The sequence below is a fragment of the Oceanobacillus neutriphilus genome (genome assembly GCF_014645515.1).
In the GTDB taxonomy this organism is placed as follows: domain Bacteria; phylum Bacillota; class Bacilli; order Bacillales; family Amphibacillaceae; genus Oceanobacillus; species Oceanobacillus neutriphilus.
The window spans coordinates 19089-34883 of the sequence record NZ_BMLW01000016.1 but is presented as its reverse complement, the minus strand read 5'-3'; the positions used below and the strand labels follow the sequence as shown (position 1 = coordinate 34883).

Below are 15795 nucleotides of genomic sequence, written 5' to 3'. Positions count from 1 at the left end.
ATCTATTAAAGATTTCACGTTACAACGCTGAAATTCTTGTTTTTTAGCAGGCTCTGCTAGTGTTTTTCTAAAAAAAAGGAAAAAACTTTATAAACAATCGAAGTCATCTGCGTGTAGCACCTTAATTTGTGATATAATTTTTGTAAATACGAGGGAATGGACTCATGCAGTTTTATTCTCTGAAAATAATGGGCAAAGGAAGAAATGGAGATGAGTGATAAAAATATCGTTTCTATTGAGGATCGAATCCCAAAGTTGAAACAAGCTAGAAAGAAAAAAGCGAACAGACGATTAATATTTTACCTATCTATATTTTTCTTTCTCATTGCTATTATTGTTTATTTACAATCTCCATTGAGCGAGATACGGTCGATTGAAGTAAACGGTAATGTATTCTTAACGGATGAATACATAATAGATGAATCGGGCTTAACAGAAGGATCAAATATTTGGTCTATGAATGCATCTTCGGCTGCAGCGCAAATAGAAGATGAACCTGTCATTGAACAAGCATCTATTACCCGCAGCTTTCCACGTACTGTTGTGATTGAGGTGGAAGAGCAGCCTGTTCTTGGTTATATCCAAGACGGCAGGGAGTATTATCCAGTTCTGGCGGACGGCCAAGTTATCCAGCAAAATACACAGGATTCTCTAAGCAACGCTCCGTTAATGACAGGATTTAATGAAGAGCAATTAAAAGAGCTGGCAGGAGAAATGCAGGATGTTCGTCCGAGTATTTTTAATATGATTTCTGAAGTTGAACGGAATGAGCCAGATACAGATGAAGAGGCCATGAGTGTTACGCTCTATATGAGTGACGGCTTTCTGGTACAGGGGAAAGCAGACCAGATGTTTGATAAATTGGATTATTACCCGTCAATTGTTTCTCAACTTGAAGAGGAAGATAATGGTATAATTCATATTGGGGTCGGCGTCTATTTTGAATCCTTCCAAAAAGATGAGATAGAAGAAGTAGATATTGAAGATGATATGGAAACAGATGAAGAAACAGGAAATGAATAATTTGCAGAATAAAGTCATATATCATCCTTTTTTAACGAATGGTATACTGTCGATTTTTATAGAAATAGGTTACTTGAAAAAATAAGCATAAAATATGTTTATTTTTTATTCATTTTCTTTTAGAATTAAAGACTATACAAAGGATAACGTGACAGTAAAAATATCACAGGCATATTTTTACGGGGAGGTGCTCTTTTTTGAACAACAGTGAAATATTAGTTAGTCTTGATATTGGGACAAATACTATAAAAGTAATTATTGGAGAAGTACAACATGACTCTTTAAATATTATTGGAGTAGGAACTGCAGCATCAAATGGAATGAAGAAGGGTGCTATCGTTGATATCGATCAGACTGTTCATTCTATCAGAAGTGCAGTTGAACAAGCTGAAAGAATGGTAGGTATGGAAATTCACCGTGTAGTAGTTGGTGTAAACGGCCATCATATTCAGCTTCAGTCGTGTCATGGGGTAGTGGCTGTGCAAAGCGAGAATCGTGAAATTAGTGATGAAGATGTAACTAGAGTAATTGACGGCGCTCAAGTAATTTCCATTCCCCCGGAACGGGAAATTATTGATGTTATTCCAAAACAATTTATTGTGGATGGATTGGATGAAATTACAGATCCAAGAGGAATGATTGGCGTTCGTCTGGAGATGGAAGGGACAATTATTACTTGCTCGAAGACAATTCTTCATAATATCCTGAAATGTGTAGAGCGTGCTAATTTAGAAGTCTCAGATATTTGTCTTCAGCCGCTTGCAGCTGGTACTGTTGCCTTATCAAAGGACGAGATAAATATGGGCTCAGCCCTTATTGATATCGGCGGTGGATGTACAACAGTATCTGTATTTGAAAATGATCATCTGGCTGCGACAAGTGTAATCAATTTAGGCGGAGATAATATAACCAAAGATTTATCCATTGGTCTCCGCATCTCTACAGAAGAAGCAGAGCAAATTAAATTAAATTATGGATATGCCTTTTACAATGATGCTTCCGAAGAAGAAACTTTTGAAGTTACAACTATTGGAAGTAATCAGAAACAAGTATTTAATCAACTTCAGTTAGCTGATATGATTGAAGCCAGATTAGAAGAAATATATACTTATGTTGACAGGGAAATTCGAAAAATGGGTTATCAGGAATTACCTGGCGGATTTGTATTAACAGGCGGTACTATTGCCATGCCTGGAAGTTTAGAGCTGGCACAGGATTTGTTTTATTCCAATGTACGTGTAGCTATTCCAGATTATATCGGGGTCAGAGAAGCACAATTTACATCTGGTGTCGGTATCTTGCAGTTTGCTTATCGTAATGCGAAAATACAGGGTAAAGAATTATATCCTGCAGTGGCAATTGGAGATGAAGGTGAACAGCGGCAGGTAAAGCAATCCAGACCAGCAAGTGAAAAGAAAGAAAAGAAAAAAGAGAAGAAAAAAGAATCAGGATTTGCTAATCTATTCAAATATTTCTTTGATTAATTTCTGCCAGCAGAGGTTTATATTAGAAATTGTTCGTAATTAGTAGACTAGGAGGAAACCATAATATGTTAGATTTTGATACAAACATGGAAGAATTAGCAACGATAAAAGTCATTGGAGTTGGCGGCGGCGGAAATAATGCAGTTAATCGTATGATTGAGCATGGCGTAGAAGGTGTTGAATTTATCGCAGTAAATACAGATTCTCAAGCATTAAATCTTTCCAAAGCAGAATCCAAGATACAAATTGGAGGAAAATTAACCCGCGGTCTTGGTGCCGGTGCCAACCCGGAAGTAGGAAAGAAAGCGGCGGAGGAAAGTAAAGAACAGCTGGAAGAAGTGTTAAAGGGAGCAGATATGGTTTTTGTTACTGCAGGAATGGGCGGCGGTACCGGAACTGGTGCAGCTCCGGTTATTGCACAGGTAGCTAAAGATTTAGGAGCATTGACTGTCGGTGTCGTTACCCGTCCGTTTTCCTTTGAAGGAAGAAGAAGATCAACACAGGCAATTTCCGGTATCGATACACTTAAAGGAAGTGTGGATACATTAATTGTGATTCCAAATGATCGTCTACTGGAAATTGTTGATAAAAATACACCAATGCTTGAAGCATTCCGTGAAGCGGATAATGTTCTGCGCCAAGGTGTACAAGGTATTTCTGACTTGATTGCAAAACCAGGTCTTATTAACGTTGACTTTGCTGACGTGAAAACGATTATGTTTGATAAAGGTTCTGCATTAATGGGTATTGGTATCGCGACAGGAGAAACAAGAGCAACAGAAGCTGCTAAAAAAGCAATCTCTTCTCCGTTACTGGAGACTTCTATCGATGGAGCACATGGTATTTTAATGAATATCACCGGTGGTACAAACTTAAGCCTGTATGAAGTACAGGAAGCAGCAGATTTAGTTACTTCTGCAGCGGATCAAGAGGTTAACGTTATCTTCGGTTCTGTTATTAATGAGAATCTCAATGATGAAATTGTTGTGACGGTAATTGCTACAGGTTTTGATGAAAATGCACAGCCAAAGGCAGATACCCGTCAAAAACAACAGCGTCCAAATATAGGACAAGCACAGCAGGCTGCTGCGAAACAATCAAATGAATCAAATCACCCAGTCAGGGAAAGAGAAAATTCCAATCCATCTCCTTCTAAGCCTCGTCAAGAGGATGAAGAGTTAGATATCCCGACTTTCCTGAGAAATCGCAATCGCAATCGTTAAGATGTAAATATAAGGTAAAAAGCTCTGCATTAGAAAATTTTCTCTAATGCAGAGCTTTTTTTGATTAATTTTTAAGGATAGAATAGTTAGGCTCTATCCACAGAAATATACTAACTTTTTTAGTTTGATAGTGTTTTGTATTTACCAGGTTGATCTATAAAATGTAGAGCTGAAATTTAATGGATAAATTCGTTTTTTAAACTATCCAGAGCTTTGTTTTTCTATGACCTCAGATTACTTTATCCCACATAACCTGTTGCAACAACTGCTGATAAGCTTTTTGATCATTCCTTTATTTTATTCCAAAAATCATTAGACATTATTTCTAAGAATAAGTGCTAAATAGCTTAATTTTGCATACAAGAATTGACAGACTTTTCTTTTTCAATTGTCTATACTTTCATCATACGTTACTTCCTATCTATTAAAAAATATATTCAAAAAGCATACGGAAGGTAATTTTTTTCACCGGCCATCAGCAACATTTTAGGGAGGTGCAGCAAAGATTGTCTATTTACTTAGACGTAGTTTGGACATTGAATTTTATGGTGGATTTAATGCTGCTGATGCTCGTACAGCTACTTGCCCGAAGTCCAGCAAAAAAGATTCGGTTGTTCGTTGGAGCATTTATTGCTTCATGTATTGTTCCACTGACAATTTTATATCCAAATTCATTTTTTAACCATGTTGCCGGCAAACTGATTTATTCTTTTTTCATCATTTTTAGTACGTTTGGCTTTAAGAGTCTATATCGCTTTATTAAGCTGTCATTGCTTTTTTATTTTGTATCCTTTGCAATTGGTGGAGGATTAATGGCGGTTCACTTCTTCCTTCAGCGTCCGATCACCGTTTCTTTAGAGGGTGTCATCACCTTTAACCAGGGCTATGGAGATCCTGTAAGCTGGTTATTTGTAGTAACATGCTTTCCGATTATCTGGTATTTTACAAAGCGGAGAATGGACGAGCACGTGGGAGAGCAAGTGAAATATGATGAGATGCATAAAATTATATTAACGATGAATCATCAATCTTTTGAATCTGTCGGCTATATTGATAGTGGTAACCAATTGATTGATCCCTTAACCAAACAGCCTGTAGTTATTTGTGACCGGCCATTTTTAAAGCAATGGTTTGATGAAACAGAATGGGAAGAGCTGCAACAGGTTAAGGAAACGCTTGATTTCGATCAGCTGCCAAAGAAGTGGGAGGATAAACTGCATATGATTCCATATCAGGGAGTTGACGGGGCACATTCTTTTATGCTGGCAATCAGGGCTGAGGAGCTGACTATTTTTTATAATAATGACGTTTTACAGAAGGCAAATGTATTAATTGGAATTCAATTTGGGGTGCTGGAGAGAGAGGGGCAATATCATTGTCTGCTGCATCCACTTGTCATTAAGCAATCTATCATACAATCTGCATAAAGGAGAGTGCGTCAAGTGTCTGTTTGGAAATTTAAATTAAAATTACGCTGGTATCAATTTCTGCGAAAGATTGGGTTAAAGCCAAAGGAAATCTATTATATTGGCGGGAGTGAGGCATTGCCGCCGCCTTTATCAAAACAGGAAGAACATGAACTGTTAAAAAAACTTCCTAAAGGAGATCAGGCTGCAAGATCTATGTTAATTGAAAGAAACCTGAGATTAGTGGTTTATATTTCCAGGAAATTTGAAAATACAGGAATTAATATTGAAGATTTGATCAGTATAGGTACAATTGGATTAATTAAAGCTGTAAATACATTTAATCCAGAAAAAAAGATTAAACTGGCAACCTACGCATCCCGCTGTATTGAAAATGAAATTTTAATGTATTTGCGCAGAACAAATAAATTAAAAACAGAGGTTTCCTTCGATGAACCTTTGAACATTGATTGGGATGGCAACGAACTCCTATTATCGGATGTGCTGGGGACGGAAGAGGATATTATTACAAAAAGTATTGAGTCGAATGTTGATAAATCATTGTTAAAATCAGCATTGGGTAAATTAAATGCCCGTGAAAAACAAATTATGGAATTACGTTTTGGACTAATTGGCGACGATGAAAAAACGCAGAAAGATGTAGCCGATATGCTGGGAATTTCCCAGTCTTATATTTCTCGTTTAGAGAAGAAAATTATTCGCCGATTAAAAAAAGAATTTAATAAAATGGTTTAGCTTGATATATCAATTATTCTCCGCATATCATTGCTTTTTTTACAATTTTTCCCTGAATAAAAACTTTCCCCGGGGAGATACTGTCCTTGAACAGCATCTAAGATTGGGGAGGTTTTCGGGAATGACAAGACATAAAGTTGAAATATGCGGAGTTGATACATCAAAACTTCCAGTACTTAAAAACGATGAAATGAAAAAATTATTTATTCGAATGCAAGAAGAAAATGATATAACAGCCCGGGAAGAATTAGTGAATGGCAATCTGCGCCTTGTTCTCAGTGTCATTCAACGATTTAATAATCGCGGTGAATATGTGGATGATTTATTTCAGGTTGGCTGTATTGGTTTAATGAAATCTATTGATAATTTTGATTTATCGCATAATGTGCGTTTTTCCACCTATGCTGTTCCAATGATCATTGGTGAAATTAGAAGATACCTGCGGGATAATAATCCAATTCGTGTATCCAGATCTTTACGGGATATAGCTTATCGGGCTCTGCAGGTCAGAGAGCAATTAATCAGTAAAACATCCAGGGACCCATCTCCCGCAGAAATAGCGAAGGAAATGGGAGTAGAGCAGGCTGAAATAGTCTTTGCACTGGATGCGATTCAAGATCCGGTTTCACTTTTTGAGCCAATTTACAATGATGGCGGCGACCCTATTTTTGTGATGGACCAGCTGAGCGATGACAAGGACAAAGATTCATCCTGGGTAGATAAGCTCTCCTTGAAAGAAGGAATGCACAGGTTAAATGCAAGAGAAAAAATGATTTTAAATAAACGTTTTTTTCAAGGGAAAACACAGATGGAAGTGGCTGACGAGATTGGAATCTCCCAGGCGCAAGTGTCCAGACTTGAAAAAGGTGCTATCAACCAAATGAATAAGCAAATGTTTGAATGAATAAAAGCCTTGCCCACTGCGGTAAGGCTTTTTTGTATGCAAATGCACATCTGCATGACAAGAGCACCTGTTTTTTATTTTCCATGAAAAAAAGCATGTTCCCATGCATAGGATAATAAGAGGAGGGAGCTGGCATGGTGAAACTATCTGAATTGCAAATAAAAGAAATCATTGTTATGGACGACGGCACACGTTTGGGACATATTATTGATTTAGAGATAGACGGAAGGACTGGAAGAGTTATTGCAATTATTGCTGAAGGAAAAGGGAAAAAATCAGGAATGTTTGCCAAGGCAGGAGAGCTATTTATTGCCTGGGAAAAAATTGTGCGGATTGGAGAAGATGTTATCTTAGTGGAAAAAGTAAAAGGACCAGATCTCTATACAGAAGATTAAGGAGAAATAATCGATATAATGTGTTAAAATAAGACATAAAATTGATTCTAAAGAGATTGTTAAAACTTTTTTTATAAAATTGCGATCTATGGAATGTGAATTCAACATTAAAGCGAAAAGAGGGAAAGAGACATGGAGCCATTTAAGCTTAAAAGTGAGACAAGACTTCATTTATCTTCATTGGAAGAGGGAATTCCAGGTCTGATTGCAGGTTTTACTACAAAAAACGGTGGAGTAAGTGAGGGATCTTACAGCCAATTAAATATGGGGCTCCATGTATTTGATGACGAGAAAATAGTGTTGGAAAATCGGAGTATTTTAAGTCAGGAACTCAATATACCGCTTAACCGCTGGGTTTGTGGTGAACAGGTTCATGGAACACGAGTTCATCTGTCACGAACTGAAGATGCCGGAAAGGGCAGTATTTCATTCGATTCCAGTATATCTGGAGTCGATGGACTGATTATAAATGAAGCAGATGGTTTACTTGCAACAGCTTTCTTTGCGGATTGTGTTCCGCTATTTTTTGTAGATCCAGCCACCAGGATAGCCGGTATCGCTCATGCTGGCTGGAAGGGGACTGTTGGACAGATCGCTGGAGAAATGGTTCGGAAATTGGAGCAGGCCGGAGCATCTGTAAAGGATCTGAAAGTTGCAGTTGGCCCGAGTATTTCTAAAGAAAACTACGTTGTTGACGATGTCGTATTATCCCATCTTAGTGATGATCAAAAACAAAAATTTACAGAGGAAGTATCACCAAATCAATATTTAATTGATTTAAAAGAGCTTAATGTCGATATTCTTGTACAATCTGGTGTCTTTCGTCATAATATAGAGGTAACAAAATATTGTACTTTCCAGGATGAGGCGATATTTTTCTCTCACCGTCGTGATAAAGGAAAAACGGGAAGAATGCTGGGGTTTATTGGCTTTGAGAAACAGGAGATGTAATGGAGGATTAGAATGGTTGCTGTAAGTGAAAATCTAATTGAAATTCAAGCGGATATAGAGCAGGCTGCGAAGAGAGCTGGCAGAAATAAAGAAGATATTAATATTATCGCTGTAACAAAATATGTTACAATAGAACGAGCAAAAGAAGCATTATCTGCCGGGGCAGTCAACCTTGGTGAAAATAGAAATGAAGGATTTTTAGCGAAATTTGAAGAGATTGGAGAAAGTGCCACATGGCACTTTATTGGATCACTTCAATCCAGAAAAGTAAAAGATATTATTCATCATATTGATTATATTCATTCACTGGATAGGATATCTTTGGCAAAAGAAATTAATAAGCGGAGTCAGAAAACAGTTTCCTGTTTTGTTCAGGTTAACGTAAGCGGTGAGGAATCAAAGCATGGATTAGCTGAAGAAGCAGTAGAGTCCTTTATAAAAGAATTAGCCGTATTTGAAAATATACGTATTGTTGGTCTGATGACGATGGCTCCGCATGTTGATAATCCGGAAGAGACCCGGCCGCTGTTTAAAAAATTACGGCTGCTGCGCGATTATATCCAGAGCCTGCATTTAGACTATGCACCATGCGAATACTTATCTATGGGAATGAGTAATGATTATACAGTTGCTGTAGAAGAAGGCGCTACACATGTCCGTATAGGTACGAAACTGGTTGGCAAAGAACTTTAAAGTGAGGTGTAGAGAATGAGCTTTAAAAAGAAGCTTAAGAATTATTTCACTCTGGATGATGAATATGAGTATGAATATGTAGAAGAAGAGCAAGAAGAAAAACCTCCTCATACTCAGGAAAAAACAGCGGCGGCGAGTAAAAATGTTGTGAACCTTTCCAGTATACAAAATACGAGTTCAAAGGTTGTTCTCGCAGAACCAAGAAATTATAATGAAGCTCAGGACATAGCAGATAACATTGTGAACCGGCGTGCAGTCATTATTAATTTGCAGCGTGTGGATCATCAGCAGGCAAAGCGTATTGTTGATTTTCTGAGTGGAACGGTCTATGCCGTGAAAGGAGATATTCAGAAATTAGGATCTGAAACATTCCTGTGTACACCAGACAATGTGGAGATTACTGGAAGTATTTCTGAAATGTTGTATGAACAGGAAGATTATGATAAAGGATGGTAGCAGCAGATGTTGGCACAAATCGTTTCAATAATAAGTTTAGCATTAAGCATTTATAGCTTTGCACTGATAGCATATATTTTAATGTCCTGGTTTCCGGGAGCAAGAGAGTCTCAATTTGGAGAGATGCTGGGGAAAATTTGTGAGCCTTATTTAGAGATTTTTCGCAAATTTATTCCGCCGCTTGGTATGATTGATTTTTCACCAATTGTTGCTATACTCTTGTTACAATTCGCAAGACAGGGTTTTATGCAATTTGCAATGATGTTTTAAGATTCTGGGAAAGGGATGACTATGGAAGTTTATCAGCATTTTCGAAAAGAAGAACAGCCTTTTATTGATCAGGTTCTTTCCTGGAAAGACCAGGTAGAGCGATCATATATCCCGAAGCGTACTGATTTTTTGGATCCGCGTGAGCAGGAAATTGTACAGATGCTTTTAGGAACCAGTCAAGATGAACTGCAAACGGAAGCCTTTGGCGGTTCTGAATACAGTGAACGGAAAAGAATAGTGATTGCGCCTGTTTATGAAACCATTACAAAGGACATGTTCCAAATTCAGCTTCTGGAGGCCGCTTACCCGGAGAAATTTGTAAGTCTGGAGCATCGAGATGTAATGGGTGCATTTTTATCACAGGGTGTGAAGCGTAAAAAACTTGGAGATATTATGGCAGAAGATGGAAAAATTCATTTGCTGGCAGCGGGAGAGGTTGTTCCATTTATTCAGATGAATTTGACTTCCATCAAAAAATCCCGTATCTCCTTTAAGGAACAATCCCTTGAATCTCTGGCTGTCAAAAAAGAAAGTTGGAAAGAGTATGATAAAACAATCTCTTCCCTGCGATTAGATACAGTGATTAAAGAGATATACGGATTATCCCGAAAAGATGCAGCCGTGCTTATTCAAAAGCTTCTTGTAAAGGTTAATTATCGTGTAGTAGATGATGTGAAATTCCAATTACAGGAAGGCGATATGCTTTCTGTACGTGGAAAGGGCAGAAGTAAAATAGTTGCCATCCGCGGGAAATCGAAGAAAGACAAAATTAAAATGACAGCTGCAATTTTACAATAAGTACTGGCATTTATGCTGGAATTATTGAATAATAAAGAGAGAAATTGACAGCTTGGAACTGATTAGGGAGGTGGAGATGGTGGCATTATCACCATTAGATATTCATAATAAAGAGTTTGCAAGAGGATTCCGGGGCTATGATGAAGATGAAGTGAATAAATTTCTCGATCAGGTAATGAAGGATTATGAAATTGTTATCCGTGAGAGAGATGAATTAGATCAGAAGGCTAAAGAGCTTCAGGAGCGATTAGGGCATTTTACAAACATTGAAGAGACGTTAAATAAATCTATTCTTGTTGCCCAGGAAACAGCAGAAGACATTAAAGGCAGCGCGCAAAAAGAAGCAAAATTGATTATGAAAGAAGCAGAAAAAAATGCTGATCGAATTGTAAACGAAGCATTAAGTAAAGCACGGAAAATTTCACTTGATGTAGAAGAATTGAAAAAACAGGCTAAGGTATTCCGTTCAAGAATGCGCATGCTTGTTCAGGCACAATTGGAAATGCTTGGTACAGATGATTGGCAGGAATTATTTGATACAGAGGTAGATGAAGACCTGGAACTGATGGAGCATGAATCTTAAGGGCTTGACTTAAGCTTGTATATTACATATAATTCATACAAGTATAGAGTATTATAAAATTATCTTAAGGTTTATCATAGAATTTGTCGCATTGACTGCCAGTCAGCAGTGTTTAACCTGTCAGCCGTGGATTTTTATGAAAACCAGCTATTATAGTAATACAATGAAAGAGAAAGTATAGAAGAATATTCTGCACAAGCGAGTCAGGGGCGGTGTAAGCCTGATACAGAAGTCTTTTAGAAAATCACTCTGGAGTAGCTGTTATGAATACATGTAGTAACAGCCGGCTGTCCACGTTACGGATTTCGAGTGAATTTAATGCCGGGCATTAAATTTATAAGGGTGGTACCGCGAGTCTTCTCGTCCCTTTAGGGATTAGAGGACTCTTTTTGTATATAAATATTTTTTGTGCCATGAAAATAACAGGAGGGAATATCTTGGAATATAAACAAACGCTATTAATGCCGAAAACAGCATTTCCTATGCGGGGAAATCTGCCAAATAAAGAGCCGGAACGTCAAAAGAATTGGGAAGAAAATAATCAATATCAAAAAAGCTTAGAACGTACAAAAGGAAGACCATTATTTGTGTTACATGATGGACCTCCGTATGCAAATGGAGATATTCATATTGGACATGCGCTTAATAAAATCTTAAAGGACTTTATCGTCCGATATAAATCGATGACAGGCTATTATGCTCCTTATGTTCCAGGATGGGATACGCATGGACTGCCAATTGAGACTGCATTGACAAAGAAAAAGAAAGTGAAGCGCAAAGAGATGTCTGTTGCAGAATTCCGTAAGCTTTGTGAAGAATATGCACTTGGACAAATTGACAGTCAGCGTACGCAATTCAAAAAATTAGGAGTGCGCGGAGATTGGGATAATCCATATATAACATTAACGAAGGATTACGAAGCTTCACAAATTAAAGTATTTGGAGAAATGGCTCGAAAAGGCTATATCTATAAAGGGCTTAAACCGGTATACTGGTCTCCTTCTTCGGAGTCTGCCCTTGCGGAAGCAGAAATCGAATATCAGGATAAACGTTCACCTTCTATCTATGTTTCTTTTGAAGTAACTGATGGGAAAGGCGTTCTTGATGGCGGCGAGAAAATTATTATTTGGACAACAACTCCATGGACGCTTCCTGCTAACTTAGGAATCAGCCTGCATCCAGACTTGAGTTATGTGGTAGCGCAGGTTAATGATGAAAAGTATGTGGTAGCAGAAGCTCTGCTTGAAGACGTTAAAGAAGTATTGGGCTGGGAAGATGTTACTGTTGTGAAGACATTTAAAGGTCAGGAAGCTGACCGGGCAGAAGCACAGCATCCATTCTATGACCGCAAATCGCTTGTTATGCTGGGAGAGCATGTAACAACAGATGCAGGAACCGGCTGTGTGCATACAGCACCAGGTCATGGGGAAGATGACTTCTATGTATGCCGTAAGTATGGTATTGACGCATTTTGTCCAGTCGATGAAAAGGGTGTATTTACAAGTGAAGCACCTGGATTTGAAGGGCTGTTCTATGATGACGCAAATAAAGTAATTACAGAAAAATTAGATGAGACGGGTTCTTTATTAAAATTAGAGTTTATTACACACTCTTATCCGCATGACTGGAGAACAAAAAAACCAACTATTTTCCGGGCGACGTCACAATGGTTTGCTTCCATCAAAGACTTCCGTCAAGAAATCCTTGATGAAATTAAGAATGTGAATTGGTACCCGCATTGGGGAGAAACAAGACTTTATAATATGGTAAGAGACCGTGAAGACTGGTGTATTTCCAGACAGCGTGCATGGGGTGTTCCTATTCCAGTATTTTACGGGGAAGATGGTACACCAATTATTACAGATGAAACGATTTCACATGTATCCGATCTTTTCCGGGAACATGGTTCGAATATTTGGTTTGAAAGAGAAGCAGAAGAGTTATTACCGGAAGGATTTACATCAGAGCATAGTCCAAACGGTAAATTTACAAAAGAAGTCGATATTATGGACGTATGGTTTGATTCAGGCTCCTCACATGAAGGTGTCCTTATGAACCGGCCAGAACTGGATCGTCCGGCAGATATCTATTTAGAAGGAAGCGATCAGTATCGCGGCTGGTTTAACTCATCATTATCCACAGCTGTGGCAATAACAGGGAAAGCGCCATATAAAAATATCATCAGCCACGGTTTTGTGCTCGACGGAAATGGGCGTAAGATGAGTAAATCATTAGGTAATGTTATTGTTCCTTCTAAAGTACAAAAACAATTAGGCTCAGATATTTTACGACTTTGGGTAGCTAGTGTCGATTATCAGGCAGATGTGCGTATTTCTGATGATATTTTAAAACAAACATCGGAAAGCTATCGTAAAATCCGGAACACTTTCCGTTTCTTATTAGCAAACCTTGCTGATTTTGACCCCGCTAAAGACCGTGTGAAGGATGAGGAGCTGGAGGAAGTCGACCGCTACATGCTTCATCGTCTGCAGCAAGTATTAAAAGGTGCACGTGACAATTATGAGCATTTTGAATTTGCGCCGGTAATTAATCAGGTCCATAATTTCTGTGCTGTCGATTTAAGCTCCTTCTATTTAGATTTTGCGAAGGATATTTTATATATTGAAGCTGCTGATCATCCACGCCGCCGCAGTATTCAGACAGGATATTATGAAATTTTAACAACACTTGTACAGGTTCTTGCTCCGATTATTCCACATACAGCTGAGGAAGTATGGGAATATATTCCGGGAGTTGAAGCGGAAACTGTCCACTTTACCGATATTCCTGAACCGCGTAAGGTTGCAGATTCAGAAGATATTATCGGGAAATGGGATCACTTTATGGAAGTGAGAGATGATGTTCTGAAGGCTCTGGAAGAAGCTAGAGCAGAGAAAGTTATCGGGAAATCATTAGAAGCTAAAATCACATTAGCTCCACTTGATGAAGAGACAAAACAGGTGCTTGAAAATGTAGCTAATCTGCATCAGTATTTCATTGTTTCTGAAGCAGTTATTGCGGATGGAAAAGGTATTGGAAAAGCATACGATTATGTAGAAGTGGCTGTAGAAAAACACCCGGGCGAAACATGTGAACGCTGCTGGGTTGTTTCTGAAACAGTAGGTGAAGATAAGGATCATCCGACGCTTTGCGCAAGATGTGCCAGCGTGGTAAAAGAAAATTATACAAACTAATAAAAGAAGTCAGCTTTGTTATAAGCTGACTTCTTTTATTGATTAAAAAATCATTGTCCAAAAAATAAAATAAATATGGTCAATCTTCATTAGATGACCTTTTTCTTTTTTTATAATCGAGGAATGTCTATTTTATAAATTAAGAAAGCTGTATTGTTTCTTGAAAATTACCAGGATAAAGGATAAGATAAAAAAGACTTCCTTAGATTGGAGAAATGAACATGTGGAGATATTATTTGATTGCACTTGTCCTAATTGGTATTGATCAATGGACAAAGTGGCTTGTTGCTACAAAAATGGAAATAGGTGAATCAATACCAATTATTAATGATTTCTTCTATATTACCTCACATCGTAATTCTGGAGCAGCGTGGGGTATTTTAGAAGGGCAAATGTGGCTATTTTATATCATAACAGTAATTGTTATTGCCGGATTAATATACTTTTTACATACACATGGAAAACAAAATCTCTTGATTGCAACAGGGGTTGGTGTGTTAATAGGAGGAGCGGTTGGAAATTTTATCGATCGTATCCTATATCAAGAAGTGGTTGATTTTGCGAACTTCTATATTTTCAATTATAACTTTCCGATATTCAACGTTGCTGATGCTTCACTGACCATAGGCGTTATTATGGTAATCATTGCAATTATATTGGATGAGAGAAAGCGGGGCAAAGAGAAAAAATGACAGTAAACCAGCACATAGTAACGGAAACAGAGCATAAAAAAAGAGTTGATAAAATTCTATCTGATTTACTGCATGAATATTCACGTTCACAAATTCAAAGCTGGATTGAAGAAGGTAATGTAAAAGTGAACGATGAAATAGTAAAAGCAAATCAAAAATGCCAATTAGATGAAATAATTACTTGGGAAATTCCTGAAACAAAGCCGCTTGTACTTGAACCGGAGAATATTCCTTTGGATATCGTCTACGAGGATGAGGACCTGCTGGTGATTAACAAAGATAAAGGGATGGTGGTACATCCTTCTGCAGGACATCGCACAGGAACATTAGTACATGCGTTATTATATCATTGTACGGACCTGTCAGGTATTAATGGTGTGGAACGTCCCGGAATTGTTCACCGGATTGATATGGATACAAGCGGATTGTTAGTTGTAGCTAAAAATGATTATGTACATCAGCATTTATCAAAGCAGCTGCAGGAAAAACAATTAAAAAGAATATATGAAGCGATTGTTCATGGAGAAATTGGCCATGAGACTGGATTGATTGATGCGCCAATCGGCAGGGACCCGAAAGACCGTCAAAAAATGGGGGTTGTTGATAATGGAAAACCAGCTGTTACCCATTTCCGGGTACTGGAACGCTTTCCTAAGTACACATACGTTGAATGCCAGCTGGAAACAGGAAGAACACATCAAATACGTGTTCATATGCAATATATTGGCTTTCCGCTTGTAGGGGATCCTAAATATGGACAGCGTAAATCATTAGATGTACACGGTCAGGCGCTGCATGCGAAGCAAATTGCTTTTATACATCCAAGGACAGAGGAGTGGATGGAATTTGAAGCTGCACCGCCCGCTGTCTTTACAGAGGCGCTCGACCAAATCCGCAAAATGTATTGACAGATTCGTCACATTCTGACATACTAATTAAGAACAAATGAAGACCTTTAACAATAGTC

16 protein-coding genes and 1 other annotated feature are annotated in these 15795 nt (G+C 38.0%); all 16 genes read left to right on the top strand.

Annotated features, from left to right (window positions below; translation table 11 throughout):
* Positions 1 to 210 precede the first annotated feature (210 nt).
* The 16 genes from IEX29_RS22215 (at position 211) to IEX29_RS22140 (ending at position 15736) form a co-directional block, all read left to right on the top strand.
* Complete coding sequence (locus IEX29_RS22215; protein ID WP_188737358.1) at positions 211 to 1023, top strand: cell division protein FtsQ/DivIB; 813 nt, start codon at positions 211 to 213, stop codon at positions 1021 to 1023.
* Between the two features lie 197 nt (positions 1024 to 1220).
* Positions 1221 to 2507, top strand: a complete 1287-nt coding sequence (gene ftsA, locus IEX29_RS22210) for a cell division protein FtsA (RefSeq protein ID WP_188737356.1) — start codon at positions 1221 to 1223, stop codon at positions 2505 to 2507.
* 65 nt (positions 2508 to 2572) lie between these two features.
* Positions 2573 to 3730, top strand: a complete 1158-nt coding sequence (gene ftsZ, locus IEX29_RS22205; protein ID WP_188737354.1) for a cell division protein FtsZ — start codon at positions 2573 to 2575, stop codon at positions 3728 to 3730.
* A 506-nt stretch (positions 3731 to 4236) separates the two neighbouring features.
* A complete protein-coding gene (gene spoIIGA, locus IEX29_RS22200) occupies positions 4237 to 5157 on the top strand; it encodes a sigma-E processing peptidase SpoIIGA (protein ID WP_188737352.1) in 921 nt (306 codons plus the stop codon).
* A 15-nt stretch (positions 5158 to 5172) separates the two neighbouring features.
* On the top strand, positions 5173 to 5892 hold the full coding sequence (sigE, locus tag IEX29_RS22195; protein WP_147209614.1) for an RNA polymerase sporulation sigma factor SigE: 720 nt from the start codon (positions 5173 to 5175) through the stop codon (positions 5890 to 5892).
* Positions 5893 to 6013: 121 nt separating this feature from the next.
* Positions 6014 to 6796: an RNA polymerase sporulation sigma factor SigG gene (gene sigG, locus IEX29_RS22190; RefSeq protein ID WP_077601092.1), complete on the top strand. Its 783-nt coding sequence runs from the start codon at positions 6014 to 6016 to the stop codon at positions 6794 to 6796.
* 134 nt (positions 6797 to 6930) lie between these two features.
* Positions 6931 to 7191, top strand: a complete 261-nt coding sequence (locus IEX29_RS22185) for a YlmC/YmxH family sporulation protein (protein ID WP_188737349.1) — start codon at positions 6931 to 6933, stop codon at positions 7189 to 7191.
* 132 nt (positions 7192 to 7323) lie between these two features.
* Complete coding sequence (pgeF, locus tag IEX29_RS22180) at positions 7324 to 8142, top strand: peptidoglycan editing factor PgeF (RefSeq protein WP_188737347.1); 819 nt, start codon at positions 7324 to 7326, stop codon at positions 8140 to 8142.
* Between the two features lie 12 nt (positions 8143 to 8154).
* On the top strand, positions 8155 to 8835 hold the full coding sequence (locus IEX29_RS22175) for a YggS family pyridoxal phosphate-dependent enzyme (RefSeq protein ID WP_188737345.1): 681 nt from the start codon (positions 8155 to 8157) through the stop codon (positions 8833 to 8835).
* A 15-nt stretch (positions 8836 to 8850) separates the two neighbouring features.
* Positions 8851 to 9291 carry a cell division protein SepF gene (locus tag IEX29_RS22170; protein WP_188737343.1) on the top strand — a complete coding sequence of 147 codons (441 nt, stop codon included), beginning with the start codon at positions 8851 to 8853 and terminating at the stop codon, positions 9289 to 9291.
* A gap of 9 nt (positions 9292 to 9300) precedes the next feature.
* Positions 9301 to 9561 (top strand): YggT family protein, encoded by a 261-nt coding sequence (locus IEX29_RS22165; RefSeq protein ID WP_139344703.1) that lies wholly within the window; start codon positions 9301 to 9303, stop codon positions 9559 to 9561.
* 21 nt (positions 9562 to 9582) lie between these two features.
* On the top strand, positions 9583 to 10359 hold the full coding sequence (locus IEX29_RS22160) for a YlmH family RNA-binding protein (RefSeq protein ID WP_188737341.1): 777 nt from the start codon (positions 9583 to 9585) through the stop codon (positions 10357 to 10359).
* A 79-nt stretch (positions 10360 to 10438) separates the two neighbouring features.
* Positions 10439 to 10942: a DivIVA domain-containing protein gene (locus IEX29_RS22155; RefSeq protein ID WP_077601503.1), complete on the top strand. Its 504-nt coding sequence runs from the start codon at positions 10439 to 10441 to the stop codon at positions 10940 to 10942.
* 154 nt (positions 10943 to 11096) lie between these two features.
* Positions 11097 to 11313, top strand: a binding site (T-box leader).
* A gap of 66 nt (positions 11314 to 11379) precedes the next feature.
* Positions 11380 to 14136: an isoleucine--tRNA ligase gene (gene ileS / locus IEX29_RS22150; protein WP_188737339.1), complete on the top strand. Its 2757-nt coding sequence runs from the start codon at positions 11380 to 11382 to the stop codon at positions 14134 to 14136.
* Between the two features lie 221 nt (positions 14137 to 14357).
* Entirely contained in the window at positions 14358 to 14828 is a 471-nt protein-coding gene (gene lspA, locus IEX29_RS22145) for a signal peptidase II (protein WP_188737337.1), read from the top strand.
* Positions 14825 to 15736 carry an RluA family pseudouridine synthase gene (locus tag IEX29_RS22140; protein WP_188737335.1) on the top strand — a complete coding sequence of 304 codons (912 nt, stop codon included), beginning with the start codon at positions 14825 to 14827 and terminating at the stop codon, positions 15734 to 15736. Before lspA ends, IEX29_RS22140 begins: the two co-directional genes overlap by 4 nt.
* The last annotated feature ends 59 nt before the right edge of the window (positions 15737 to 15795 follow it).

Coding starts and splice junctions, on each gene's coding strand:
- IEX29_RS22215 (WP_188737358.1), top strand. CDS start 211: ATGAGTGATAAAAATATCGTTTCTATTGAGGATCGAATCCCAAAGTTG.
- ftsZ (WP_188737354.1), top strand. CDS start 2,573: ATGTTAGATTTTGATACAAACATGGAAGAATTAGCAACGATAAAAGTC.
- sigG (WP_077601092.1), top strand. CDS start 6,014: ATGACAAGACATAAAGTTGAAATATGCGGAGTTGATACATCAAAACTT.
- IEX29_RS22185 (WP_188737349.1), top strand. CDS start 6,931: ATGGTGAAACTATCTGAATTGCAAATAAAAGAAATCATTGTTATGGAC.
- pgeF (WP_188737347.1), top strand. CDS start 7,324: ATGGAGCCATTTAAGCTTAAAAGTGAGACAAGACTTCATTTATCTTCA.
- IEX29_RS22175 (WP_188737345.1), top strand. CDS start 8,155: ATGGTTGCTGTAAGTGAAAATCTAATTGAAATTCAAGCGGATATAGAG.
- IEX29_RS22170 (WP_188737343.1), top strand. CDS start 8,851: ATGAGCTTTAAAAAGAAGCTTAAGAATTATTTCACTCTGGATGATGAA.
- IEX29_RS22160 (WP_188737341.1), top strand. CDS start 9,583: ATGGAAGTTTATCAGCATTTTCGAAAAGAAGAACAGCCTTTTATTGAT.
- lspA (WP_188737337.1), top strand. CDS start 14,358: ATGTGGAGATATTATTTGATTGCACTTGTCCTAATTGGTATTGATCAA.
- IEX29_RS22140 (WP_188737335.1), top strand. CDS start 14,825: ATGACAGTAAACCAGCACATAGTAACGGAAACAGAGCATAAAAAAAGA.